Annotated in this window: 23 protein-coding genes; 4 read left to right on the top strand and 19 right to left on the bottom strand. The window is 66.3% G+C overall.

From position 1 onward, the window contains the following. Window positions 1-25: 25 nt before the first annotated feature. The 9 genes from QX126_RS31410 to QX126_RS31370 form a co-directional block, all read right to left on the bottom strand. A complete protein-coding gene (locus QX126_RS31410) occupies window positions 26-478 on the bottom strand; it encodes a flagellar protein FlgN (RefSeq protein WP_315739743.1) in 453 nt (150 codons plus the stop codon). A gap of 15 nt (window positions 479-493) precedes the next feature. Beyond that, on the bottom strand, window positions 494-763 hold the full coding sequence (locus tag QX126_RS31405) for a hypothetical protein (protein WP_315786237.1): 270 nt from the start codon (window positions 761-763) through the stop codon (window positions 494-496). A 3-nt stretch (window positions 764-766) separates the two neighbouring features. After that, on the bottom strand, window positions 767-2,005 hold the full coding sequence (gene flgE, locus QX126_RS31400) for a flagellar hook protein FlgE (protein ID WP_315739745.1): 1,239 nt from the start codon (window positions 2,003-2,005) through the stop codon (window positions 767-769). A gap of 22 nt (window positions 2,006-2,027) precedes the next feature. Continuing rightward, window positions 2,028-2,693 carry a flagellar hook assembly protein FlgD gene (locus QX126_RS31395; protein ID WP_315786234.1) on the bottom strand — a complete coding sequence of 222 codons (666 nt, stop codon included), beginning with the start codon at window positions 2,691-2,693 and terminating at the stop codon, window positions 2,028-2,030. Between the two features lie 458 nt (window positions 2,694-3,151). Continuing rightward, the gene (locus tag QX126_RS31390; RefSeq protein ID WP_315739747.1) at window positions 3,152-3,424 is read right to left on the bottom strand and encodes a hypothetical protein; all 273 of its coding nucleotides are present in this window, start codon (window positions 3,422-3,424) and stop codon (window positions 3,152-3,154) included. A 232-nt stretch (window positions 3,425-3,656) separates the two neighbouring features. Then, window positions 3,657-4,082: a flagellar export chaperone FliS gene (locus QX126_RS31385; protein WP_315739748.1), complete on the bottom strand. Its 426-nt coding sequence runs from the start codon at window positions 4,080-4,082 to the stop codon at window positions 3,657-3,659. Next, window positions 4,082-5,797, bottom strand: coding sequence for a flagellar filament capping protein FliD (gene fliD / locus QX126_RS31380; RefSeq protein ID WP_315786231.1), 1,716 nt, complete (start codon window positions 5,795-5,797; stop codon window positions 4,082-4,084). The genes QX126_RS31385 and fliD overlap by 1 nt, the downstream gene beginning before the upstream one ends. A 61-nt stretch (window positions 5,798-5,858) precedes the next feature. Further along, a complete protein-coding gene (locus tag QX126_RS31375) occupies window positions 5,859-6,683 on the bottom strand; it encodes a flagellin (protein ID WP_315739750.1) in 825 nt (274 codons plus the stop codon). 138 nt (window positions 6,684-6,821) lie between these two features. After that, window positions 6,822-7,526 carry an RNA polymerase sigma factor gene (locus QX126_RS31370; RefSeq protein ID WP_315786228.1) on the bottom strand — a complete coding sequence of 235 codons (705 nt, stop codon included), beginning with the start codon at window positions 7,524-7,526 and terminating at the stop codon, window positions 6,822-6,824. 940 nt (window positions 7,527-8,466) lie between these two features. Between QX126_RS31370 and QX126_RS31365 the strand changes: the two genes are divergently transcribed. Beyond that, entirely contained in the window at window positions 8,467-9,798 is a 1,332-nt protein-coding gene (locus tag QX126_RS31365; protein ID WP_315786281.1) for a hypothetical protein, read from the top strand. Window positions 9,799-9,816: 18 nt separating this feature from the next. Further along, window positions 9,817-10,542, top strand: a complete 726-nt coding sequence (locus tag QX126_RS31360; protein ID WP_315786225.1) for a formyltransferase family protein — start codon at window positions 9,817-9,819, stop codon at window positions 10,540-10,542. Window position 10,543: 1 nt separating this feature from the next. On the opposite strand, the gene bluB is transcribed toward QX126_RS31360, so the two are convergent. Both bluB and QX126_RS31350 read right to left on the bottom strand, forming a co-directional pair. Continuing rightward, the gene (bluB, locus tag QX126_RS31355; RefSeq protein ID WP_315786223.1) at window positions 10,544-11,200 is read right to left on the bottom strand and encodes a 5,6-dimethylbenzimidazole synthase; all 657 of its coding nucleotides are present in this window, start codon (window positions 11,198-11,200) and stop codon (window positions 10,544-10,546) included. After that, window positions 11,197-12,537 (bottom strand): cobyrinate a,c-diamide synthase, encoded by a 1,341-nt coding sequence (locus tag QX126_RS31350; RefSeq protein WP_315786221.1) that lies wholly within the window; start codon window positions 12,535-12,537, stop codon window positions 11,197-11,199. Before QX126_RS31350 ends, bluB begins: the two co-directional genes overlap by 4 nt. A 47-nt stretch (window positions 12,538-12,584) precedes the next feature. Here QX126_RS31350 and QX126_RS31345 point away from each other — a divergent pair, with 47 nt between their 5' ends. Further along, window positions 12,585-13,715, top strand: coding sequence for a cobalt-precorrin-5B (C(1))-methyltransferase (locus tag QX126_RS31345; RefSeq protein ID WP_315786218.1), 1,131 nt, complete (start codon window positions 12,585-12,587; stop codon window positions 13,713-13,715). Here QX126_RS31345 and cobM read toward each other — a convergent pair. From cobM to cbiE, 3 genes are read right to left on the bottom strand one after another with little or no spacing between them, the layout of a single operon-like run. Next, window positions 13,685-14,446, bottom strand: coding sequence for a precorrin-4 C(11)-methyltransferase (cobM, locus tag QX126_RS31340; RefSeq protein WP_315786215.1), 762 nt, complete (start codon window positions 14,444-14,446; stop codon window positions 13,685-13,687). The genes QX126_RS31345 and cobM overlap by 31 nt on opposite strands. Next, window positions 14,443-14,847 carry a cobalamin biosynthesis protein gene (locus QX126_RS31335; protein ID WP_315739759.1) on the bottom strand — a complete coding sequence of 135 codons (405 nt, stop codon included), beginning with the start codon at window positions 14,845-14,847 and terminating at the stop codon, window positions 14,443-14,445. The genes cobM and QX126_RS31335 overlap by 4 nt, the downstream gene beginning before the upstream one ends. Beyond that, window positions 14,844-16,079 carry a precorrin-6y C5,15-methyltransferase (decarboxylating) subunit CbiE gene (gene cbiE / locus QX126_RS31330; RefSeq protein WP_315786212.1) on the bottom strand — a complete coding sequence of 412 codons (1,236 nt, stop codon included), beginning with the start codon at window positions 16,077-16,079 and terminating at the stop codon, window positions 14,844-14,846. Before cbiE ends, QX126_RS31335 begins: the two co-directional genes overlap by 4 nt. Before the next feature lie 14 nt (window positions 16,080-16,093). Between cbiE and QX126_RS31325 the strand changes: the two genes are divergently transcribed. Further along, window positions 16,094-16,867 carry a cobalt-precorrin-6A reductase gene (locus tag QX126_RS31325; RefSeq protein WP_315786207.1) on the top strand — a complete coding sequence of 258 codons (774 nt, stop codon included), beginning with the start codon at window positions 16,094-16,096 and terminating at the stop codon, window positions 16,865-16,867. Here the strand turns inward: QX126_RS31325 and cobJ are convergent. From cobJ to cobN, 5 genes are read right to left on the bottom strand one after another with little or no spacing between them, the layout of a single operon-like run. Then, entirely contained in the window at window positions 16,831-17,598 is a 768-nt protein-coding gene (gene cobJ / locus QX126_RS31320) for a precorrin-3B C(17)-methyltransferase (protein ID WP_315786205.1), read from the bottom strand. The two genes, QX126_RS31325 and cobJ, sit on opposite strands and share 37 nt — an antisense overlap. Beyond that, entirely contained in the window at window positions 17,595-18,353 is a 759-nt protein-coding gene (locus QX126_RS31315) for a precorrin-2 C(20)-methyltransferase (protein WP_315777613.1), read from the bottom strand. Before QX126_RS31315 ends, cobJ begins: the two co-directional genes overlap by 4 nt. Continuing rightward, the gene (locus tag QX126_RS31310; RefSeq protein ID WP_315786204.1) at window positions 18,350-18,982 is read right to left on the bottom strand and encodes a precorrin-8X methylmutase; all 633 of its coding nucleotides are present in this window, start codon (window positions 18,980-18,982) and stop codon (window positions 18,350-18,352) included. Before QX126_RS31310 ends, QX126_RS31315 begins: the two co-directional genes overlap by 4 nt. Beyond that, window positions 18,975-20,249, bottom strand: a complete 1,275-nt coding sequence (gene cobG / locus QX126_RS31305) for a precorrin-3B synthase (protein ID WP_315786202.1) — start codon at window positions 20,247-20,249, stop codon at window positions 18,975-18,977. Before cobG ends, QX126_RS31310 begins: the two co-directional genes overlap by 8 nt. Next, on the bottom strand, window positions 20,246-23,668 hold the full coding sequence (cobN, locus tag QX126_RS31300; RefSeq protein ID WP_315786200.1) for a cobaltochelatase subunit CobN: 3,423 nt from the start codon (window positions 23,666-23,668) through the stop codon (window positions 20,246-20,248). Before cobN ends, cobG begins: the two co-directional genes overlap by 4 nt. Window positions 23,669-23,677 lie beyond the last annotated feature (9 nt).

The following is a 23,677-nucleotide window of genomic DNA, read 5'->3' as shown; positions in this document are numbered from 1 at the left end:
CTCTACTCCCGCTGCTGGGCGGCCATCATGCCCTGACATTGGTTCCACAGGACGTCGCACGCGCGGTGCGACGCCCGCCTGCGCCATAGGGCGACGCATTCGCGATCTGCTCGCGGATCGCCTGCATGACTGCCTCGATGCGACGATTGCTGGCTTCGATCGCAGCCCGCAGCCGAACGAGGTTCTCGTCCATCGCGCCACGCAGGTTGAAGATGTGCTCCATGAGCTGTTCGCGCAGGACGCGGTCGCGGACGTCGAGACTCGCCGTTCGCCTGGCGCATTCGGCAACCCGCTGCTCAAACAGCCCGGCGAGCCGATTCTTGTCGTCAAGCTGCTTGGAGCGCGAGGCCGGGAGCCCTTTGGCAAGCTCCGCATTCTCCTCCGACACCACCGCGATGAGCTCGTCAATCAGCGCGATCAAGGTCCGCACTTCATCTTCGCTGGCCGGCCGCTGATCGGCCTGAACTGCGTGTTTCATCCTGTCGCTCCCATCCTACTGTTCACGCTGCGGTCGGCGGCTGATCTGCGCGACACGGGCGTAGGTATTCAGCGCCGTCACCCTCACGGTGGCGACCTTGAGCTCTTCGTCGAGCAGCGCGCATTCACGCAGAAGCTTTCGTCGGACCGTTTCGATATCGTCGATCAAGGCCAACAGTTGCGCGCGGTCGTCCTTGCCGACGGTCGCGGCGCGCAGTCTCAGCCGCCGCAGCCTCTTCAGCAGAGCCTCGCCCTCGCCGAGCCGCTCCCTCTTCAGGTCGGCCATGATCTACCTCATCGACGAGATCAGGGTGTCGTACATCTTGTTGACCGCCGAGATCACCTGCGATGCCGCCGAATAGGCCTGCTGAGCCGAGATCATATTGCTGAACTGGCCCGTGGTGTCGGTCGTACTCGACTCCAGCTCACTGCCGTAGATGGTTCCTGCACCATTCTCGCCGGACGCCTGCAGGGTCGCATTGCCCGACGTCGCCGTCGACGTGTACATGCCGCTGCTATGCGCCACGAGGCCATTGGGATCGGCGAAGGTCGCCACCGCGATCTTGTAGATCGGAACCGTCTGGCCGTTGGAATACGTCGCCTCGACGAGGCCGTTCTTGCCGACCGAAATGCTGCTCAGCGTACCGAAAGAGATGCCATCGGAATTGGCACTGAAATTGGAGACGCTCGGCGTCGTGCTGCCGGATGACAGCTGGGTCAGGCCATCGGTGCCGCCGCCCGTCGTGCCGAAGCTGAGCGCGATCGAGCTGGCCGCCGCGCCGTTATTCCAGGTGATGCCGAGATTGGTCGAAGAGACCGTGCTCAGCGAGCCATCCGAGTTGAAATCGATCGTATAGGTGCCGCTCGTCACGGTGCCGTCCGACGCCGTGGCCGGCGCGAAATCGGCGGTCCATTCGTTCGCCGTCGCCCCCTTGGTCCAGGTGACGTTGAGCGTGTGCGATTGCCCCAGCGAATCGTACACCGTCATCGAGCTGCTGAAGGTATCGCCGCTCGCGGCATCGGCCGGAAGGTTGGCGGCGAGCGACGTCTTGGTGGTCGCTCCACCATTCGTCAGCGCAACCTTGGTGTTGATCGATTCGAGCCCGTTGCCGACCACGTTGCCGCTCGCATCGGTGCGCCAGCCTTCGAGATAATAGCCGTTGTTCTCGAGGTAGCCGGCATTGTCGGTGGTGAACGCGCCGTTGCGGGTGTAGAAGGTCTCGCCTCCGGCCGAAGTCGAGTTGGTCGCGACGAAGAAACCCGAGCCTTGGATTGCGACGTCGGTCGCGTTGGTGGTGGCGGCCAACAGCCCCTGCTGCGTGATATTGGCACGGCCGGAGACCGAGACGCCACCCGAGGAATAGGCTTTCGAGCTGCTCGATGCCGTCACCAGCTGCTCGAACAGGCCGGACGTGGTCTTGTATCCGGTCGTATCGGCGTTGGAGATGTTGTCGCTGATCATGGCGAGCGATGAACTCTGCGCGTTGAGCGCCGAGATCGCCGATGACAGGGCTCCAGAAAGACTCATGATTGTACTCCGAATGATGCCGTCAGGAGGTGACGCCGATAATGTTGCTGGCGCTGACAGGAATGCCGCCGACGGTGAGCGACGGCGTGCTGGTCGAGGTGTCGATGCCGGTTACGGTCCCGGTGATCGTCGTGTAGTTGAGAACCGAGGTGCCCGCGGAGTCAGTCGCCGTCACGGAGATCGTGTACTGGCCGCCGTCGCTGAGCTGATTGCCGCTGGAATCGGTGCCGTCCCAGGTGATCGAATTGGCGCCCTTGTTGCCGGTCCCGGTGCCGGTCCAGACCGTGCTTCCGGAGGAATCCTTGATCGATATCGAAACGTTCGATGCCGCCGACGAGAGAGAATAGCCGAAGGTCGCCGAGCCGTTCGACAGAACGGCGGTGTCACTCTTGGCCTCGACGGTGTGGCCGATGTAGTTCACCGAATTCAGCGTCACCAGGCTCGAGAACGAGCCGGCCAGCGAGGTCATGCTGCTGTTGAGCGACTGCTGCGAGGTGAAGTTGGCGTACGACGTCATCTGGTTGATGAAGTCGGTCACGCTGGTCGCGTTGAGCGGATCTTGGTTCTGCAGTTCGCTCACCAGGAGCTGAAGAAAGTCGGTCGAGCTGAGCGTCGTACGCGATGTATCGCTGGATGATGAGGTCGATGAGGTGGTCGCGGTCGACGAACTCGCGGCGGAAACAGTCATGACGGAACTCCGGCTCGCGCCGCGAACGGCGGCGGGACACAGCACGACCACACGGTCGCGAAGGCGTTTGCTGATCAAACGGCCGGAGCGCCGAATCCAGGCGCACAATTAGTCGGTCGAATTAGTTGATCCGACGGCAGAATTTGCCGGCGCGCGGTTGCGCAGGGGCGGCAAAAATCGCCTGGTGCGGGGCCCCGCTCTGCATCGGCAGCGCGGCCTCGCGGCGCACTCGGCCGGTGGGCAGGACGAGACCAGCAGAGAGTATGGACGGCGCGACCAGGTCAGATCGGCTGCACCCGTCGCGTCATCTCCCGCGCCACGGCTCGCGTCGTCGCACTCGGGCGCCCCCGATTCATGCGCAAGCGAGCTCGACAAATTGAGGGTGATGGTGTTGCGGTTCCGGCGCCCACGGCCCAACCGGCCGAAGCGCAGTCGCCCAAGCTCGGCCCTGGCGGAGCTCAGCCGGGCTGGTGGGCGTCAGCCGGGGCGGTTGACGCTTCCTCTTGGGTCAGGCGGTTGGCCGCAGCAAGGATACGCGACGTCAAGCCCGCGGGTGCACGAACCGGCGGCGACGACAGCGCCTCACGAACAAGACGTGCCTCGGACAGCAATCGATCGGCCTCGGGAGAGGATGCAAGCAGATCAGCAGCCGATTGACGCTGCTCGGCTGGCCAGCGCGAGATGTCCTCACCCAGCCTACCGATCAGATCCTCGAATTCCCTGACGTCCATCGTCCGCCCAATCCAGCGCTTCCGGCTTGGTCATAAAGCATTCAGCCCGCGAACGAAATTGATATCGGCAATTGTGACGATCGACCGCAACCGGACGCGGGAAACTCCGTATTTTTCGGGAGCCGTCTGCACGCGACGCCGCACTGGATACCGAAACGGGAGACAATGCAGCCCGTTTCTGATCGGTTTCCCAAGATTTCCGCAGTGCGGCAGGTGCCTGATTCGGACAGAGCTACCGACGGTTGGCCGAATCACCGGCTGCTCGCTTTCCCCGGGCTGCCGCATCGACAGCCTCCCACGCCTCCCGCAGCTCCAGCAAACTTTGAGTGATCCGCTGGAAATTCTCGCGCATGTGAGGTCGACCGTAGGCCCGCAGCGCGGCCACGATCAGGGCGTTGTAGGTTCCGAACAGCTGGTCGGCGACCGGCCCGCCGCGCGTTGGATCAAGGTGAAGGCTCAATCCGCGCAGGATGGCGGTCGCCCGGGTCACATGGATGTGCCCCTCCTCGAAGCGGCGGGCCTCCTGCGCCTGCAGCGACTTCTGCAAGCTCAGCATCGCTCCGTTGAGCAGCATGATGACGGCCCGGAGCGGCGGAACGGCCACCGCAGCACCGCGATAGGCCTGACTTGCGAATTGCGCCATCGAATTTTGGGTCATCAGTTACTCGAACTCGCGTTGAGAAGGGCTTTTAGATAAGTGAGCGTGTTGTTGGCGCTCTCGATGGCGGCCTGATATTTGGCGTATTGCGCCGTGAGCTGAGTCTGGAACGTGGCGGCCGAGCTCTTGATGTCATCGACCTTGGCCTGCATCGTCTCGTCCTGCGAGGTCAGATTGTCGATCAGCGTCTGCAGCGATCCCGTGCTGGACGATGCGGTCTTGGCGATCTGGTAGATCTGGGTTGCAAGCCCCTGTGTGGAGGTCACGGTGACCGATTGCGACGTCGAGCCGGTGTAGGTGAAGGCCATCCCGGCATAGATCGTCCCGGAATTGCCCACGATCGTGTTGCCGCTGACCGTGAACAGCGAGCTGTCGCCGCCGACCGACGCGGTCGTGAGCGCCCCCGACGAGTCCACAGTCAGATCCAGGGTGAACGACTGCGGCGACGATCCGGTATTGACTACGCTGAGCTGGCTCGACGAGGTCTTGGTCTGCGCCGACAACAACGTCGTCACGCCGCTCAGATTGGTGCTGAGGATCGTCGACAGGGTGCCAGTATCGAGCTCGAGCTCGTTCTTCTCGTTGAACGACAGGCCCAGGTCCGCCATCGTCAGCCCGCCGACCGAGGTTCCGAGCACGGCCTGGAGCGAATTCATGATGTCGCGCATGGTGCCGTCGCCGAACAGGACGGAGCTCGAGGACGCCGTCCCGTCGGAATTGGTGGTCTGCTGCGCGATGACGGCATCGCGGAATGCGTTGTAGTCGGTGACGAATGTCTGCAATGCCGACGAGATCTGGCTCATGTCCGTCCCGATGGTGACGGTCAGCGTCGTTCCGGACGGAGTCGCCTGCAGCAGATCGAAGGTGACGCCGCTGAGAACGTCGGTGATGTCGTTGGTGTTGCGCGTCAGGCTGATCCCATCGAGCGTGAATTCCGCCTCCTGCGCCGTCTGCAGCACGGTCGTGAAGGCACCCGAGCTGTCGGTCACGCCAAGCTTGTTGAGCACGTCGTCGCCGGACGAGCTGGCATAGGTGATGTCAGCGGAATCCTGGGTTCCCGTCAGCACCAGCTGATACGACCCGCTCGATACCTGGACGATCGACGCCTCGACATTGGTCGTAGAGGTCTGGGCATTGATCGCGTCGACGACATCCTGCAGCGACATGCCGCTGGTGATGGTGATGTCGGCCGTGCTGCCGCCGGATAGGCCGAGCGAGAACGTGCCGGAATAGCCGAGTGCCGCGGTCTGGCTCGACTGCGTCGTGCCCGTCACCTTGTGTGCGGTGGCGATCTGGCCGATCGTCAGCGTGTGGCTGCCGGTCGCAGCACCGTTGCTCACCGACATCGACAGAGCCGATGAGGCGCTGACGTCGCCGGTCGCGCTGATGGTGGCGGCCCGCGTGGCGAAGGCGTTCGTCGCAAGCGAGTTCACCATCGACGTCGCCAGTGACGACAATCCCGAGGACAGCGTCTTCAGCGCGGTCTGCAGCGTCTGGTAGGCCGTGATCTTGGCCTCATTGGCCGTGATCTTGGTCGAGATCTGGGTCGCCTGGGTGAGCTTGGCATTGACCGCGGATTCGATCAGCGCAGTCCAGTCGATCGTGCTCGTCGTGCTCGTTCCCGACGTCGTGAGCGAGCTGCTCGAACTCGTCGATGATGAGGAAGAAGACGACGTCGTGCCGCTCGTGCTCGAGGTTGCGCTGCTCACCGTCATCTATCGTCGTCCTCCGAGGGAAGGGCCGGACCGGCGTGGCGCCGGCCCGGCAGATCACAACTCAGCCCAGCAGCTTCAGGAGGTACTGCGGGATCTGGTTGGCGGCGGCTTCCGCCGACACCGCGGCCTGGGTCTTCACCTGCGCCGACGACAGTTTCGCCTGCTCCGACGCGATGTCGACGTCCTTGATCGCGGAGTTGGCCGATTGCAGGTTCTGCGTCTGCGTGGAGATCGAGTCCGCCGAGAAGTTGAAACGCGATTCCTGCGCGCCGATGTCGGCGCGGGCCTTCGACACGGTGTCGATCGCGGTGTCGAGAGCGGTCAAGGCTGCGGTCGCGCCGGTCTGGGTGCTGACGTCGAGCGACGAGACGCCGAGCGTGCTCGCGGTGAGATCCGACAGCGTGATGTTGATGGTGTCGGACGCGGACGAGCCGACCAGGACCGAGACGCCCGACGAGAAGGTGCTGGTCCCGTCGAGCAGGCTCTGGCCGCTATAGCGCGTTCCGGTCGCGATCGACGAAATTTCGCTGATCAGCTGCGAGAATTCCGACTGGATGTAAGTGCGGCTGGTTCCGACCGTGGTGCCCGATGCGGACTCTGAGGCCAGCGACTTCATGCGCGCCAGGATGTCGCTGATGTTGGACGCGCCGCCATCCGCGGTCTGCAGGATCGACGTCGCCTGCGCTGCGTTGGTCGCGGCCTGCTGCAGCGTGGTGATGTCCGAAGAGATGCGCGTCGAAATGGCGAGACCGGCCGCGTCGTCCGAGGCTGACGTGATGCGCGAACCGCTCGACAGCTTGGCGAGCGAGCTCGTCTCCTGGTTGGAGTTGATGTTCAGGTAACGGACGGCGGAGTTGGCGGCGATGTTGGTGGAAATTGCGGGCACGGTGAGGACTCCTGAGTGATCGGCAAAGCACGCCGCATCGTGGAAGGACTGACGGTGCGGATCGGCCCCGTCTGACCGATCAAACGGAAGCGCCTGCGGGATTCAGGCGGGATTTCTCCTGCGCCGAGAATTTTATGGTTAGCAATCCGTGAAGGCGCCGCGAATGTCGCGCTCGTGACGCCGCAGCATGTCGCGCAGTTGCTGGCGTCCCCGCTTCAACAGGGACTCCACGGCGGCCACTGTCGTGTCCATCACCTCGGCGATCTCGCCGTTGCTCATGTTCTCGTGATACGACAGGATCACGGCGATCCGTTGCTGCTCCGGAAGCCGCTGCATCGCCCCCTCCAGGAGGACGCTGAGCTCCGCACGCTCGATGACGCTCACTGCATCCGGCTTGCCGTCCGCAACCTCTGGTACCACGTCGACATTCTCGGTCCGCGGCTTGCGGCGGATGTCGATGCAGCGATTGCTGACGACGCGATAGAGCCAGGTCGAGAATTTGGCGCGACCGTGCTGCCACCGCCCCCGGTGAGTCCAGACCTTCAACATCGTGTCCTGCACGACGTCCTCGGCATCGGCGGCATTGCCGACGATGCGCAACGCAATCGCATAGGCGCGATCGATGTGGCGCTCGACGAGAAGACGAAATGCGAGCTCCTCTCCGGTGGCGAGCCGGTCGAGCAGGTCCTTGTCCTCGTCGAAGACCGCGGTCTCGCCTGGCGGCGCGGAGTCGGGAACGGTGCTGGCCGACTCGCTCGACGGCAGCGCCGCGACGTCCGGGGACCCCGGCTCTTTCGAAGATATGCCATCGGCCGGGGCCCAGACGTCCAGCGCGTAGCTCATTTCCGAATCTCCAACCCGCAATGCCGAATGCGGCATTCGCAGACGGCTTCCGATCGTTGAACGTGGCGACCGAAAGAAGCAGGCGAAGATTTTTTGTGACTTTTCAGGTAGTTAGATGGAATGTTTTGCCTAGGGACAGGCAAATTCTGCCGCACGCGGATCGAGCGCCCGACGATCGTTGAGAAAGAGAGGCCGATGTTCGGCATGGCGGGGGATTCATTCCAGAAGACGAATTCAGCAGAAAACGCGAGCTGCAACGCTTACTAACAGCATCCGTGGATGCATACCGCGCACACAAAGTCCGCGGTTGAGCAAGGTTCGGAATTATTGCGAAACGATCATCTCGCCCGGCAATTTTTTCCGAATCACCTCGACGAAATTATCGCATTTTTCGACTCTGTCAGTTGCCGCGGACGCGATTTTTGAATCGCGTGACGACTTTTGCGACATTGCGCGCCTGATCCATCGCGTTCGTACGTTATAGTTGCTGATAGCACGATAGATGAAGCGATCGACGCGCTGCGTCGCACGCCGCCGACGCGCGCGCGTAGATGGCCATCATGTCTATAGCGTCAACGAATGTTGCTGAATGTTTCGATCTGCATCGAGGCTCCAGAGCGTCACCGCACGCGATATATCCGGTGTGAAGCTCGTGATCCGCACTGCGACTTCGTTTACGAGACCAATCGTCCGCTTCGGCCTTGATAAGGCGCATCAGATCGAAGTGATTGCGAATACTTCTGCTCGCGCAGCCACGGTGTTTGTCATCTGTTGCGGCCTCGAGCAGCGCGCCCGGCAACATTGCGAAACGAAGCTCGCGTTTTCCGTGTCGAAAGCCCGATCTTACTCGCATTGTCGCAAGACACCGACGCAAGCGCATGAGCGATCGACGCGCCTGATTGGCCGACGTGGTCCGTTCTATTGTGCGGGAGGGCCCGGCATGACGCGACAAGATCTGAAGACCAACGACCACGACCCGGTGCAAAGCCTGCGCGCTCACGGCGTCAGGCTCGGTCAGCGGCAAGGTCATCGTCTGCAATGGCTGTCGCGAGCATTCGGGCCGGTGGTTCACTGCGATGACCTTCCACCGCCTGGCCGTGGCCGCACTATCGTCCTGGTCGACCCGCCAACGGGCGCCGGGGCGGAGCTGCTGTACGGCGCGCTGACCTCGCATGACGCCGTGGTGATCCCCTTCGGCGAAAGCCCCGCGTTCGATTTCCTGAAATCCAAGTTGACCGAGTTCGGCACCGTCGGCACCTCAGACGACGGCCCGCACGAATTATGGTGGGGCGGCCGCGACTGGCCTGCGCCGGACGCAGCACCGGCAACTGCGATGCGTGTCGTGTCCTGCCATCCAACGACGGTCGGCGACTTGCACGTCTATCATCTCAGACGCTCGTTGCAGCGGCTCGGGCTCCCATTCGACATCGAGGCGATCGATCGCCGCCCCGGCGAACGCCTGAGCGCTGCGGACAAGGCCGACTTCATCGCGCGGATGTGGCAGCGGAATCGCGAACCGCTGTTGTACGTCGAGGCCGACGTGATGTTCCAAGCACCTCCGGACCTTCCTCATCTGGCAGGCTGCGACTTTGCCGTCCATAAGTGGAACGGCTGGGAGATGTCGCCGCGCACCCTCTATTTCGGCCGGTCCAAGGCGGCCGGGACAATGCTGACGACCTGGCGTGAGATCGCCTCTTCATATCCCGATATCTGGGACGGCTATCAGATCGATCAGGCCTGGAGTGCGGTGAGCTCCCAGATCGCCCTCGACACGGTCTGGCTTCCCCGCAGCTACCATGCCGTCGCAGGGGAAGCCGGAGTCCGCAACGCGACGATCGTCCACAATCTGAAGCCGACAAAGGCTGATCTTGGTCCCGACCCGGACTTTGCCGAGGTGGCGCGGTCGCCCCGGCGGGCCGGGCGCGTCGGCGCGTTGGAGTCGCTGCTCGTGGTGCGCTCGAAAGTAAAATCCGGCAGAGGTGTCACGGTCATCCTGCGCGACGTCGGAAGCAGCAGCGCACGCGCCGCCGCTGACAGCATCGAGAAGCTGACCAGCGCCTTCGTCGCTGATTGCGGCGGCTTTGGCCGCCTCGAGCTCTCACTGTGCTCGTGGCAGCCGGAGGTTCGCATCGCGCGGGAGGCCGCTTTGCTGGCCGACAACATGGTGCTCGAGATCATCCCCGGTCAGGAGCTGCCGGCCAATTTGTTCGCCGCGACGGCCACCTCGGGAGCTGCGCACCGGCCCGCCACCTTCAACGCCCATCGCCGCTGACGCCAACCAGGACAAATCATGTTCGACACCATCATTCTTCTCACCGGCAGCCGCGACCAGCAACTTGCGCTGTCGGAGCTGCTACGGGCGCACAACCCAGCCCTCGCATTCCGTTTCGCGGTCAGCCTGCAGGACATCGAAGCCATCGAACGCGATGTGCTCGGCAGATCCCGCCTGCTTGCCTTCACGACCGGCGTCATCGTGCCTGCCGACATCCTTCAGGCGCTCGGCCACGGCGCCTACAATTTTCATCCGGCCCCGCCGGATTATCCGGGCTGGGCGCCGGCTCATTTCGCGATGTACGACGGTGCGACGCGCTTCGGCGCAACGGCCCATGTGATGGAGACCCGTGTCGACTGCGGCCCGATCGTCGGTGTCGAGACGTTCGACATCCCGCGCGGCGTGGATGTCCGTGGTTTGGAACAGATGACGTTCGTGCGGCTCGCCTATTTGTTCTGGCGCATGTCGCGCGACCTCGCCTGCGACGCTGGCCCGCTGCCGGCGCTCGGCGTCGGTTGGAGCGGAGCGAAGAGCACCAGACAGATGTACGCCGCCAAGTGCGACATGTCCGCCGACATCGATCCGGCCGAAATGGCGCGCCGCATCCGCGCCTTTCACGACGACTTCCGCGGCATTCCACTGACCATCAACCTGCACGGCACACGGTTTCAGCTCATGAGCGCCGCGGGCGCTGTTGGCGAGCCAAGGACGGTTGACGCACCGGCGTTGGCGCTCGCATCGTGACCTAGCGCTTGAGCGGCTTGATCACTGTCTGGTCGAGCCGTGTTTCCCAGCCGTGACGTTCCAGTTCGGGATCGTCATGTTCCTCCTGCGGCCAGCCGACGCAGAGATACGCAATCAGGCTCCAGTCGGACGGCAACGCGAGTTCGCGACAGACAGCCGCTGGGTCCAGGATCGACACCCAGCCCACGCCGAGACCTTCGGCGCGCGCCGCCAGCCAGAACGTCTGGATCGCCGCCACCACCGAGTAGCGGAGCGTTTCCGGCATCGTGGCGCGGCCGAGCCGATGACCGGTGGCAGCGCCCTCGTCGGCGCAGACGGCGATATGGATCGGCGCCTGCGTCAAGCCTTCCAGTTTGAGGCTCGCATAGAGCGCGCGTCGCTCTCCATCATAACCGGCGAGCGCGGCCTGGTTCGCGCGCTCGAAGTTCTCGATGACCGTCGCGCGGCGTTCGGGGCTCTCGACGAGCACGAACCGCCAGGGCTGGCAGAAGCCGACAGATGGCGCATGGGACGCGAGCGCGAGCAACTGTTCGATCAGCTCTGGGGAGACCGGATCGGCGCGGAAACGGCGGACGTCGCGACGCCAGCGCACCAGCTCGGCAAAGCGCTGCCGGAATGTCGCGTCGAACTGCGGAGGGCTTCGGCCTGGCTCGCTCATGCGCCCTCGCCGCTCAGGACGTGCAGGAACGATCCCGTCACCGACCCGCGCCGGGCGCCGCGCTCGGCTACGACGCCGGCCGACGCATCGCGGCACGCGATCAGCGGATCGTCGGCCTCGCTCAGGATGGTCGCATAGTGGAATTCGTGACCGTGAACGACGGCGCCCCTTCGGCCGAGGCTGCAATCGGCCAATAGGGTCGCTTGACGGTAGCCGAGATGCAAGCGGCGTCGTGCGAACGAGGTTTCCAGCGACAGCAGCCCCGCCATCGCATGCCGGACACCGTGGGCATCTTCGAGTCCCGCCCCCAGCGTCATGTAGCCACCGCACTCGCCGTGGATCGGCACGCCGCGCAAGGCCATCGCGCGCAACGCATCGAGGAACGACCGCGCCGAGGCCAACCGTCCCGCATGCAATTCGGGATAGCCGCCTGGCAGCCACACCGCGTCGGCTGCGGGATCGGGAGCCTCGTCGTTCAACGGCGAAAACGGGATGGCCTCCGCGCCCTGGGCGCGCCAGTGCCGCAGGAGATGCGGATAGCTGAACGAGAAGGCCGCATCTGCTGCGAGCGCAATGCGCTGTCCGGGCGGTTTGATGCCAAGGCCAGATGTCTGCGCAGCGAGATCGGTAGAGCGGATCGGATTCGCGAGACCCAGCAGCGCCTCGAGATCGACGGCTCCGGAGACGCTTGCCGCGAGACGCTCGAGATGGGCTTCGAGGGCCGTGATCTCCTGGGCCTGGACCAGTCCGAGATGACGTTCGGGAAATGTCAATTGCGCGTCCCGCGCCAGCGCGCCGAGCACCCTGATTCCGATGGTCGCAAACGCCGGCTCGATGAGCGCCCTATGCCGCTCGCTCGCGACCCGATTGAGGATCACGCCGGCCACGTGAACATCGTCGCGAAAACGCGCGCAGCCGAGCGCGACGGCAGCGGCCGTCTCAGTCTGCCCACTCACATCGAGAACGAGCACCACCGGCCAGCCGGTCAGGGCTGCGAGACCCGCGGCCGAGCCGCTGCCCGCGCGTCCGGGATGCGACGCGCCATCGAACAGGCCCATGACGCCCTCGACGATGGCGATATCGGCGTCGGCGGTAACGTCGCGGACAAGCCCCAGCAGTTGCGGCGCCGACATCGCCCAGCTGTCGAGATTGTAGCTCGTCCGTCTTGCCGCAGCCGTGTGAAAGGCGAGATCGATATAGTCGGGGCCACATTTGAAGGGTTGCACGCGCGTGCCGCGCCGGCTGAGGGCACGCAGCAGTCCGAGCGTCATCGTCGTCTTGCCGGCGCCCGAACGCGGCGCGGCGATGATGATCCCGCTGGGCGCCACCCTGGTCATGGCCGCAACGCCGCCGAGGCATGGCAAAATGTGCTATGCGAGCGGACATGATGGAAACTGCGGATCCGCCGAGCCGACCGCTGAAGCGTGGCTGGACGACCGGCAGCTGCGCCACGGCCGCGGCGCGCGCCGCCTACGAGCTGCTGATCACGGGCAACTGTCCTGCCATGGTCGAGATCGCCCTGCCGGGCGGACGTCGTGTCGGCTTTGCGGTCGCGATGCACGAGGCCGACGGCGCGAAGGCAACCGCCGGCGTCATCAAGGACGCCGGCGACGATCCTGACGTCACGCACGGTGCGCTGGTCAAAGCGACTTTGCGGCGCGGTGCAGACAATTCCGGCGTGACGTTCCGCGCCGGCCCCGGCGTCGGCACAGTGACGCGACCAGGATTGCCGCTGCCGCCGGGAGAACCTGCGATCAATCCGGTGCCGCGCGAGATGATCGCGGCGGCGATCAATGAGGCCGCTGCAGCGCTCGGCGCGGCGCGCGACGTCATCATCGAGATCTCCATTCCTGGCGGCGAGGAGCTCGCCCGGAAGACGCTGAACCCGCGCCTCGGCATCGTTGGCGGCCTGTCGATCCTCGGCACCACGGGAATCGTCGTGCCGTTCAGCTGCGCCGCCTGGATCCACTCCATTTATCGCGGCATCGACGTCGCGCGCGCCGCCGGCCTGCCGCACATCGCCGGCGCGACGGGAAGCACATCGGAGAAGGCCGTGCAGCAGCTCCACGGCCTGCCGGAGACGGCGCTGATCGACATGGGCGATTTCGCCGGCGGCATGCTGAAATATCTGCGCCGGCATCCGGTGGCCCGCATCACCGTGGCCGGCGGCTTCGCCAAGATGACCAAGCTCGGCCAGGGCCTGCTCGACCTGCATTCGCGCGCCGGCGAAGTCGATCTCGGCTGGCTCGCGAACACGTTGCATGACGCCGGCGCGCCGGACGGGTTGGTCACGACCGCACGCACCGCCAACACCGCGCTGCAGGTGCTTCAGGAGGCCGAGCGGCTCGGATTTCCGGCCGGCGAGGTCGTCGCGCACGCCGCCTGGCAGACGGCGCGGCGTGCGCTGGGCGACAACGACGTTGCGCTCGATGTCGCTGTGTTCGACCGCGATGGCCGGCTGGTCGGACAGAGTTACGGGCCGGCTCATTCGCCCCTCCCGCGGAAGCGTCGCTGATAATCGGCATCGTACAGCGCGCTATTGTGAAAATCCTCAGCTGCGAGCGCGCGGCCCACCAGGATCAGCGCGGTCCGCTCCACGGCGGAAGTCGTGATCTGCCCGACGATCGTCGCCAGCGTGCCGGTCAGGATCAACTGATCCGGCCAGCTCGCGCGATAGACGATCGCCACCGGACAGTCGTCGCCATAGTGCGGCCGCAGCTCCTCGACGACTTTGTCGAGAACATGGATGGAGAGATGGATGGCGAGCGTGGCGCGCGACTGCGCGAACAGCGAAAGCTGTTCCGTCTCCGGCATGGCCGAAGCGCGGCCGGAGGTCCGCGTGAGCACCACCGATTGTGCGAGTCCCGGCAAGGTCAGCTCGCGACCGAGCGCGGCCGCCGCCGCCGCGAACGACGGCACGCCGGGTGTGATCGTGTAGGGTATCCTCAACGCGTCGAGGCGCCGCAGCTGTTCGCCGAGCGCGCTCCAGATCGAGAGATCGCCGGAATGCAGCCGCGCCACATCTTCGCCCGCGAGCGTGGCACGCTCGATCTCGGCCACGATCTCATCGAGCGACATCGGTGCCGTATCAACGATACGCGCACCGGGCGGACAATGATCGAGCAGCGCCTGAGGAACCAGCGAGCCCGCATAGAGACACACCGGGCAGCGCGCGATCAGGTCGCGACCACGCAAGGTGATCAGGTCGGCGGCACCGGGACCGGCGCCGATGAAGTGCACCGTCATGGCGCAGGCTCCGCATCGGTGACAGCCTCGCCCTCCGCCAGCGCGCAGGTCGCCGCGGCGTTTGCGACGCGCGCGAGGATCAGCCGGGCATTCGCGCCGGCGGCAGCCAGCGCGGCCGTCTCGGCCACGGAAGGTACACCCTTCAAGCGCCTGACGCGATCGCTTCGCGTGATCGCGCGATCGGCGACAGCCGTCATCGCTGCAGAGGCAATTCCGAGCAGCGGACGGCCAAGCCGCTGCGCGGCGCAGATCACGCCAGGCTCGCTGACCTTGTCGGCCGCAGTGGCGAGCACCGCCACGTCCGCGGGTGCGAGGCGCGCAAGCGAGAGCGCATGTGCAATCACCGCCTCGATGTCTGCGACGCTGGCGGCACGGCGGCAGCCAATCCCGAGCGCGATCATGGCTTCGTCACCCGCCACTGCGTGATCGGCATGGCCTGCCGCCAGCCATGCATGCGACCGACCGGTTCGATCCGCGAAACGGCGATGCGGATCAGTTCACCGCCATGCTGGCCGAACAACGCGCTCAGCCGCGTCTCGCCTTCGAGCGACACCACGTTGGCGACGAGGCGGCCGCCGGGTTTCAGCCGCGACCAGACGGCTTCGAACACCCCCGTTTCCGAAATGCCGCCGCCGATGAAGACCGCATCCGGCGACTCAAGATCCGCCAACACCGCCGGCGCGCGCCCCATCACCAGCTTCAGCTCGGGAGCGCCGAGCGCCAGCGCGTTGCGCATCGCCCGGTCGGCCCGGTCCTGCCGCGCCTCGATGCCGATCGCGCGCAACGAGCCATGACGCAGCAGCCACTCGATTGCCACCGAACCCGAGCCCAGCCCGACGTCCCACAGCAGTTCGCCTGGACGTGGCGCCAGGGCCGACAACGTCACGGCGCGGACCTCGCGCTTGGTCAACTGGCCGTCATGCTCGAATAGGTCATCGGCAAGACCGGCGGTCAGCGGGATCACGGGCGCATCAACCTCTGCGTCAACCTCGATCGCGATCGTGGTCAACGGATGGATATCGGAAAGATCGAACGCGTCAGCCAGCGCGCTTCGCACCCGTTCGTGCGCGCCGCCGATCGCTTCCAGCACCGTCAGGCGCGAGCGTCCCATGCGGCGTGAGGTCAGCAGCGCGGCGAGCCTTGGGGCGGTGGATCCATCCCAGGCCAGCGCCAGAATGCGCGCCCCCGGCGCAAGATGGCGGATGATCCCTTCGAGCGCGCGGCCGTGCAACGTCACCTGCGCCACGTCCTGCAGCGGCCAGCCGAGCCGCGCCGCCGCGAGGCTGAAGGCCGAGGGCTGCGGGACGCACAGCATCTCGGCGGACGCGAAACGCTGCATGAGCTGCTTGCCGACGCCGTAGTTGAAAGGATCCCCGCTTGCGAGAACCACGACGGGCTCTCCCCGTCGCGCCGCGATCTGATCGAACGCAAGCTTCAGCGGGCTGGGCCAGGCCAGCCGTTCCCCCGCAATCAACGACGCTGCAAGCTCGATGTGACGGGCGCCGCCGACCACGAGGGCCGCCTGCGCAATGAGACGTCGCGCAGGCGTCGAGAGGCCGTCAACGCCGTCCTCGCCGATCCCGACGATGGACAGCCAGCGCTGCGCGTTGCAAGTTGCGGCCGAGTTCACCATGGACGCTTCCCCGCATGCGTATCCTCATTCTCGGCGGGACGACCGAGGCTTCGGAGCTGGCGCGGCTGCTCGCCGGCGACGACCGGTTCACGGCGACACTCTCGCTCGCCGGCCGCACCGCTTCGCCCAAACCGCAGCCGCTGCCGACGCGCATCGGCGGCTTCGGCGGCATCGCCGGACTGGAAGCCTGGCTGCGGGATCATGCGATCGACGCCGTCGTCGATGCAACGCATCCCTACGCCGACCAGATCTCGCGCCATGCCGTCGCAGCCTGTCATGCGCTGTCGGTGCCGCTGGCGTCGATCCGGCGCGCGGCGTGGCAACGCCAGGCCGGCGATCGCTGGATCGAGGTCGACAGTGCCGACGACGCGGCTTCGGCGCTCGGAGCGGATCCGGCGCCTGTGTTCCTCAGTCTTGGTCGCCTGGAGCTCGCAGCCTTCGGGGCAGCCCCGCAGCATCGCTATGTCGCCCGAACCATCGACCCGCCTGGTGACGTCCTGCTGCCACCCGACATTCGCTTCGTCCACGATCGGGGGCCGTTCGACGAGCCGACAGAGGAAGCCTTTCTGATCCAGGAGCGCATCGCCTTCGTGGTGTCGAAGAACTCCGGTGGAGCCGCGACCTATCCGAAGATCGCAGCCGCGCGACGGCTCGCGATTCCGGTGGTGATGATCACCCGCCCCGAGAAGCCGCATGGCGTCGCGCTGGACGGCGCACGAGCCGCGTTGCAGTGGCTGGAGGCGCAGCTCGCTCATGCGCCGCCCTCGACTTCACGACGCAGCGTATAGACGAAGGGCGGCTTGCCCCCGCGCGCGATCAGGCGCGTGGCCGTCGAGCCGATCAGCACGAGCGTGCGCATGTCCGCCTTGTCGGGATCCACCTCGCCCAGCGTGGTGATGATCTGTCTGACCTCACCACTGCCCGCAGCCCGCACCAGGATGACGATGGTCGAAGCCGGCTTGATCTGCCGCAGCAGCGCGAACGCCTCCCCCAGCTGATGCGGGCGGGCCTTGGATAGCGGATTATAGAGCGCGATGACGAAGTCGGCGGCGGCAGCCGCCTCAAGGCGGCGGCGGATGGTCGTCCAGCTCTTGAGATTGTCAGACAGCGAGATCGCACAGAAGTCGCCACCGAGCGGCGCCCCGACCTCAGCCGCGGCTGCCAGCATGGCCGTGACACCAGGCTCGACGCGGATGTCGAGGTCGCGCCAGGCCGCCGGTCCCGCCTCGACCGCTTCGAACACCGCTGCGGCCATCGCGAAGACGCCGGGATCACCACCCGACACCACCGCGACCTGCTTGCCGTCGCTTGCGAGCCCGAGTGCGTGGCGGGCGCGGTCGAGCTCGACGCGATTGTCGCTGGCGTGCCGGATCTGGCCCGGACTCGTCGTGGTCACTCTGTCGAGATACGGTCCATAACCGATCAGATCGGTCGCGCGAGCGATGGCGGCCGAGGCGGCCGGCGTGATCAGTTCGGCTCGCCCCGGGCCGACGCCGACAATGGTCAGCGTGCCCGTCATAGCCGCCGCCCCTGTCCGGGGATCAGGATCATCGAGAAATAGGGGCCGCGCTCCAGCTCCACCTCGGCCAGGGGCGCGACACGCTGCGCTTCCATCGTGCCGCGCTCGACATAGAGCGCACGATCGAGCAAGCCGGCGCTGATGATCGCACGCTTCACCTTGGTGAGGTTGCGCCCGACCTTCATGATGACGGCGGCCTCACAACGCGTCAGCCGGTCATGCAGGACGTCCTCGCCCAGCGTGCCCGGCAAAACGGAGAGGACGTCGTCGCCCCAGGTGATCGGAACATTGGCCTTGGTCCAGCAGCCGGACATGCCGGTGACGCCCGGGACGACCTCGACCGGATGATCGCGCTCGAGCCGCCGCCACATATGCATGAACGAGCCGTAGAAGAACGGGTCGCCTTCGGACAGCAGACCGACCGATCGCCCCGCCGCCAGATGCGCGGTGATGCTGTCCGACGCACGTCGGTAGAAGTCGGCGATCTGGGACTGATAGGACAGGTCGGCAACGGGCAATTCCTCCGTGACCGGATATTCGAGCCGCAGCTCGTGCCGGCCCGATTCCATCAACGGCGCGACGATCCGTCGCGCGTTGCCTTCCATGCCGCGCTTGGCAAAGAACGCCACCACATCGACGGACCGGACCAGGCCGGCGGCGCGCAAGGTCAGATAACGAACGTCGCCCGGACCAACGCCGATGCCGTAGAGCGTGCCCGGATTTGCCGAGCCCGCGATGGTGTCCAGCAGGCTCATTCGACATCACTCGCGATGGCATTCACCGCCGCGACCGCCATGGCGCTGCCGCCCTTCCGACCCTTCACGATCAGATACGGCACACGGCCGTCGGCCGCGAGCGCCTCCTTGGATTCCCGGGCTCCGACGAACCCAACGGCCGTTCCGATCACCGCGGCCGGTCGCGGCGCGCCCTGATCGAGCACGTCGAGCAGATGAAACAACGACGTCGGCGCGTTGCCGATCGCCACCAGCGCGCCGCCGAGATGCGGCCGCCACAGCTCCAGCGCCGCCGCGGATCGGGTCGTCCCGAGCTGCGCGGCGAGCGCCGGCACCTCCGGAGCATCGAGCGTGCAGATGATCTCGTTCCTCGCCGGCAGCCGCGCCCGCGTGATCCCCTGCGCCACCATCTTGGCGTCGCACAGGATTGGCGCGCCACGATCGAGCGCCGCCCGCGCTTCGGCGGCGAAGTGTTCGGACATGGCGATGTCGGAGGCGATCTCGACCATGCCGCAGGCATGGATGATGCGCACGGCGATCTTCTCTTCCAGTCCGTGGAAGCGCGACAGATCGGCCTCGGCGCGGATGGTCGCGAACGAACGGCGATAGATCTCCGCCCCGTCCTTGATGTAGTCGCGCAGCTTAGACATCGGCCTTTTCTTTCGTTTCGAACAGCCCGTCGACGTCGGTCTCAGTGGGATCGAGCATGCCGCGGGATTCGCTCTTCACCGTGCCGTTGCGGACGATGTGATAACCTTCGCCCTCGCCGACCAGCACGACGTCCGCGGCTGCCGAGCGTGCGCAGCCCTTGGCGCAGCCGGAGACGTGCAGCGTGCCGTTGAATCCGGTCCGGGCCATCGCATCCGCGAGCACGCGGGCATGCTGTCGCGTCGCCAGTCCCGTCGACGGACAGCAGCCGACGCCCGAGCAGGCGTCGATGCGCATCAGTGGATCGGTATCGTCGACAACCAGGCCGAGCCGGGCTGCATCCGCCACCAGTTGCTCCGCGGTCACGGCGCCCGCGGCGACATACAGCGCGCGCCATGGAGACAGGCGGACCTCGGCGACATCGTGTGCCGCGAGCATGGCCGCAAGCCGCGCCAGCGTGCCGCTATCGATGCGGCCGAATGGCACGCCGAGACCGACGGCGCAGGTTTGATCCGTCAGGGCAATGATGCCGCAACGTCGTTGCGATTTCGCGGCTGATGGCGTCGCGATGACGTTGGAGAGATCAAGGCCCAGTTCGGCGCCGACGGCGGCGCGCGCGTGCGGCGGCAAATCTGCGGAGCGCCGCGTCGGGCTGTGTTGCAGCACCAGCCGCGCGAGCCGCACAGCCGTCGACGCCGCATCGGCATCGGCTGTCGTTCCCAGCCACACGGACTCAACAGAACCGGCGATGCCAACGGCGACACGCCGGGCTTCAGGACCGCTACAGGCGACGAGACGAACATCCGCAGCGAGCCCGGTCAGCGGCAACCTGCCGCCGCCATCCAGCGCAAAGCCGAACTTGGGCGGCAGAGCATGGAGCGCCTGATCCGAGGCCAGCAGCGTCTCCAACTCGGCGGCGACGGGACGCATGTCGACCCATTCGGCCGGGTCGAGTCCTGCCAGCGGATTGACGACGATGTTGCGGATGGCCTCGAGCTCGACACTGTCATCGAGCAGTCCGAGCGATGCCATCAGCTCCCACAGCGGCACAAGCGTCTCGGGCGATACGCCGCGAATCTGCAGATTGGCGCGGCGCGTGAGGTCGATCTGGCCGTTGCCGTAGTGCCGAGCAGCCTCGGCAAGCTCACGCAGCGCCGACACCAGCAACGCGCCGCCATGCGGCCGGACGCGAACGATGAGCCCGTCGCCGCTCGGCATCGGACGCCGCGCGCCCGGGCACCAGCCCTTGATCTCGACCGAGGCGGTCATGACGCGCTCTCCGCTTGCGTCAGGCGCGTGCGGGCATGCGCAAGCTCATCGGCGACCGCATTCCGGCGTGGCACCCATAGCTGCCGGCGTAGCGCATCCTCAAATCGCGAGACGATCGCGGCGACCGCCGCCGGATTGCGCGCGACCATGTTGTCCAACACGGCCTCGTCGCGCAGCAGCGCCCCATGCGCCAGATCGAACAGGTGCTCGGCGACGGCGTCAGAGGTGGCGGCAAAGGCGTAGAGCGCGTCGACGCCCTGCGCGATCTCGGCGACGCCGCGATAGCCATGCGCGAGCATTCCCGCAATCCAGCGCGGATTGGTGAGACGGCCGCGCACCACGCGGGCGATCTCCTCGCCGAACGTCCGCGCCGCCGGCGCCTCCGGACGGCTGGTGTCGAGATGCAGCAGCGCGGGCGACGCGCCGAGCGACGCCGCGGCCGCCGCAAAGCCTCCGGCAAAGTCGGCGACCTCCTCGCCATCGAGCAGGTCGCGCTCACGATCGTCCTGCGGATGCACGAGGGCGTCGGCGCTGCGGACGCGGGCGCGGAACGTGTCGGAAGCAGACGCGCCGTCATGCGTCCCGCCAAAGCTATAAGCGGCGCTCTCGAGATACGCCTCGCCGAGCTGCGACCGGCTCGTCCAGTCCATTCCGAGCGCAAGGTCGGCGGCAACGGCACCGTAGCTGCCAGGCGCCCCGCCGAACACGCGCGCGAGGCTCTCGCCGCGCCGCCGTGCCGCGGCCAGCGGATTGTCGGCATCGTCCTCGTCAAGCGCGGCCACCTTTTGCACGGCGAGATCGAACAGCGCGATCTGCGCTTCGAACAGGTCGCGAAACAGCCCCGAGATCCGCAGCGTCGCATCGATGCGCGGGCGGTCGAGCATCGCCAACGGCAGTACGTCGACGCCGGTGACACGATTGGAGTTGAGGTCCCAGCGCGGCCGCACGCCCAGATAAGCCAAGGCCTGGGCCAGATCGTCACCGCCCGTGCGCAGCGATGCGGACGCCCAGAGATCGAGCATGAGCGCGCGCGGGTAGTCACCATGATCCTGCAAATAGCGCCGGATCACCTCGTCAGCCGCGCGTACGCCGACCACAGCGGCGGTCCGGGTCGGGATCGCACGCGGGTCGATCGCGGTGAGATTACGCCCCGTGGGCAACACGTCGAGCCGGCCGCGGCTCGGCGCGCCGGCGGGACCGGCAGCGACGCGGCGACCGTCGAGTGCCGCGAGCAACGCGCTACCTTCGGCTGCAGCGCTCGCGGCGATCCGTGCGGCGATGTCGGCGCGATCGACCGTCGCGGCCGCCGGCCCCATGGCCGCCGTGATCGCGTCCGCAAGCAGGCCGGTCGCCGCCGTGTCGGGCGCCTTCCCAAACACATGCAGGCGGTCGCGCACCGCGAGCTCCTTGATGTCACAGAGCTGCGCATCGAGCTGTGCGATCGCCTCGCGTCCGGTCATCGTACGGTCGAGCCCGCAATCGGCGGCCAAGCCACCCTGCCAGGCCCGCGCGACGATCTCCTCCTCGAGCAGCTTCAAGCGGCGTTTGTCGAGGCCATCCGCCTCGGCATATTCCTCGACCAGCCCCTCCAGCTCCAGCAAGGGTCCGTGCAGACCGGCCTGCGACAGCGGCGGCGTCAGATGCCCGAGCGTCAGGGCCGACAACCGCCGCTTGGCCTGCATCGCTTCGCCGGGATTGTTGACGATGAAGGGATAGATCACCGGCAGCGGGCCCAGCACGGCCTCCGGCCAGCACGCATTTGAGAGCGCCAGCGCCTTGCCAGGCAGCCATTCCAGCGTGCCATGCGCACCGAGATGAATCAGCGCATCGATCCGCTCGGCCTCACGCAGATGCGCATAGAGCGCGACATAAGCGTGCCGGGGCGGCACGCTCGTGTCATGGTAGCCGGACTTGCGATCGGCGCGATTGCCACGATCCGGCTGTAGCAGGATCGAGAGTTTTCCGGCGTGCAGCACCGAAAAACGAAAGGCGCCATCTCGAACCGCCGGGTCGGCTTCCGCCTCTCCCCAATTGTCATGCAAGGCACGCTGCAGCTCATCCGGCAACTGCGCCAGAGCACACCGATAGGCCGCGAGCGGCACGACGAGCTCATCTGCCTCGTCCCGCAGCAGCGCGTCGACATCTTCGGCGGTCGGCGCTGCGCGGCCGATATCGTACCCCGCCTCCGCCAACAGCCGCGCAATGGCGGCTGCGCTTTCGCTGGTGTCGAGACCGACAGCGTAGCCGCGGCGCCCGCCGCGCGCCGGATAATCGGAGAGCAGCAGCGCCACGCGCCGCTCGCTTGCCGGCAGCGCCCGCAGCCGCGCCCATCGCGCCGCGAGCCGGGCGACGTAAGCAATGCGGTCGTGTCGGGGCACATAGCGCATCGTGCCGAACTGCAGACGCTCATCCGCGGGCGCTTCGCCCTTGAACGCAATCGGGCGCGCCAACAGTCGGCCGTCGAGCTCCGGCAGAACGACATTCATGGCCAGATCCGTCGGCGACAGTCCGCGCGCCGACGAGGCCCAGGCCTCTTCGGTGCTCTGCGCCTGGATGATCTGCAAGACCGGCGCGTCCGCGAGGTCGAGCACCGTGGTGCCGTCGTCGCGCAGCGCCGAGAACGCGGTGGCGTTCAAAATGATCGCAGGACGCCGGCGCTGGACGAGTCGCGCCAGCGTATCCCCGATGTTGGGATCCTTCAGGCTGGTCACCGCGACCGCGACTGCCGCCAGCCCTTCACCTTCGAGCGCCCGCATCAGCTCAGCAATCCCGGCCGTATCGGCAGCGAGCAGGCCCGCACGGTAGAACACGATCAGCGCGCACGTCCGCGCATCATCGTGGCCGCAGAGATCATCGATGCCGACGGCTCCGCGATCGGGCCTGAAGCCGACGATCGAACCGATCGCGATCGGTTCGGCAAACTGCACGTCGCGCCCGAGCAGCGTCGCGAGATAGCGCAGGGCCTCGCGCGCATTGCCGACGCCACCCTCGTGCAGATAGCCGTAGAGACGCGAGGTCGCGTCCTGCGGCAAGGTCGAGAGCTCAGCAAGCCTGTCGTCGGCGCGATCATCACCCGGCAGTGCCGCGAACAGGATGTGGCGGCTGCGGCAGACCGATGCGATGCGCTCCAGCCCGTAGCGCCAATAGTCGAGCCCGCCGAGACAGCGCACGACGACGGCGCGCGCGCCCAGCACGACGCGGTCGACATAGAGATCGACCGACATCGGATGCTTCAGCCGTTTCAGGCTCGCGAGGCGCAGGCTCGGCAGCTCATCCGACGACGCGGTCCAGGCCTCGGCCAATGCCGACAAGTCGCTATCCGAGAACGACAGCACGACGATTTCGGCCGGCGACTGTGCAAGATCCACGGCCTGTTCGAGGTCGTCGAGATCCGCGCCCGTTGTCGCCAGCAGGTGCATCGGTCCCGC

It is taken from the genome of Bradyrhizobium sp. SZCCHNPS1003 (genome assembly GCF_032381555.1).
Taxonomy (GTDB): domain Bacteria; phylum Pseudomonadota; class Alphaproteobacteria; order Rhizobiales; family Xanthobacteraceae; genus Bradyrhizobium.
This window is presented reverse-complemented; position numbering and strand designations above follow the sequence as displayed.

Coding starts and splice junctions, on each gene's coding strand:
- QX126_RS31410 (WP_315739743.1), bottom strand. CDS start 478: ATGAAACACGCAGTTCAGGCCGATCAGCGGCCGGCCAGCGAAGATGAA.
- QX126_RS31405 (WP_315786237.1), bottom strand. CDS start 763: ATGGCCGACCTGAAGAGGGAGCGGCTCGGCGAGGGCGAGGCTCTGCTG.
- flgE (WP_315739745.1), bottom strand. CDS start 2,005: ATGAGTCTTTCTGGAGCCCTGTCATCGGCGATCTCGGCGCTCAACGCG.
- QX126_RS31395 (WP_315786234.1), bottom strand. CDS start 2,693: ATGACTGTTTCCGCCGCGAGTTCGTCGACCGCGACCACCTCATCGACC.
- QX126_RS31390 (WP_315739747.1), bottom strand. CDS start 3,424: ATGGACGTCAGGGAATTCGAGGATCTGATCGGTAGGCTGGGTGAGGAC.
- QX126_RS31385 (WP_315739748.1), bottom strand. CDS start 4,082: ATGACCCAAAATTCGATGGCGCAATTCGCAAGTCAGGCCTATCGCGGT.
- fliD (WP_315786231.1), bottom strand. CDS start 5,797: ATGACGGTGAGCAGCGCAACCTCGAGCACGAGCGGCACGACGTCGTCT.
- QX126_RS31370 (WP_315786228.1), bottom strand. CDS start 7,526: ATGAGCTACGCGCTGGACGTCTGGGCCCCGGCCGATGGCATATCTTCG.
- QX126_RS31365 (WP_315786281.1), top strand. CDS start 8,467: ATGACGCGACAAGATCTGAAGACCAACGACCACGACCCGGTGCAAAGC.
- QX126_RS31360 (WP_315786225.1), top strand. CDS start 9,817: ATGTTCGACACCATCATTCTTCTCACCGGCAGCCGCGACCAGCAACTT.
- bluB (WP_315786223.1), bottom strand. CDS start 11,200: ATGAGCGAGCCAGGCCGAAGCCCTCCGCAGTTCGACGCGACATTCCGG.
- QX126_RS31350 (WP_315786221.1), bottom strand. CDS start 12,537: ATGACCAGGGTGGCGCCCAGCGGGATCATCATCGCCGCGCCGCGTTCG.
- QX126_RS31345 (WP_315786218.1), top strand. CDS start 12,585: ATGATGGAAACTGCGGATCCGCCGAGCCGACCGCTGAAGCGTGGCTGG.
- cobM (WP_315786215.1), bottom strand. CDS start 14,446: ATGACGGTGCACTTCATCGGCGCCGGTCCCGGTGCCGCCGACCTGATC.
- QX126_RS31335 (WP_315739759.1), bottom strand. CDS start 14,847: ATGATCGCGCTCGGGATTGGCTGCCGCCGTGCCGCCAGCGTCGCAGAC.
- cbiE (WP_315786212.1), bottom strand. CDS start 16,079: ATGGTGAACTCGGCCGCAACTTGCAACGCGCAGCGCTGGCTGTCCATC.
- QX126_RS31325 (WP_315786207.1), top strand. CDS start 16,094: ATGCGTATCCTCATTCTCGGCGGGACGACCGAGGCTTCGGAGCTGGCG.
- cobJ (WP_315786205.1), bottom strand. CDS start 17,598: ATGACGGGCACGCTGACCATTGTCGGCGTCGGCCCGGGGCGAGCCGAA.
- QX126_RS31315 (WP_315777613.1), bottom strand. CDS start 18,353: ATGAGCCTGCTGGACACCATCGCGGGCTCGGCAAATCCGGGCACGCTC.
- QX126_RS31310 (WP_315786204.1), bottom strand. CDS start 18,982: ATGTCTAAGCTGCGCGACTACATCAAGGACGGGGCGGAGATCTATCGC.
- cobG (WP_315786202.1), bottom strand. CDS start 20,249: ATGACCGCCTCGGTCGAGATCAAGGGCTGGTGCCCGGGCGCGCGGCGT.
- cobN (WP_315786200.1), bottom strand. CDS start 23,668: ATGCACCTGCTGGCGACAACGGGCGCGGATCTCGACGACCTCGAACAG.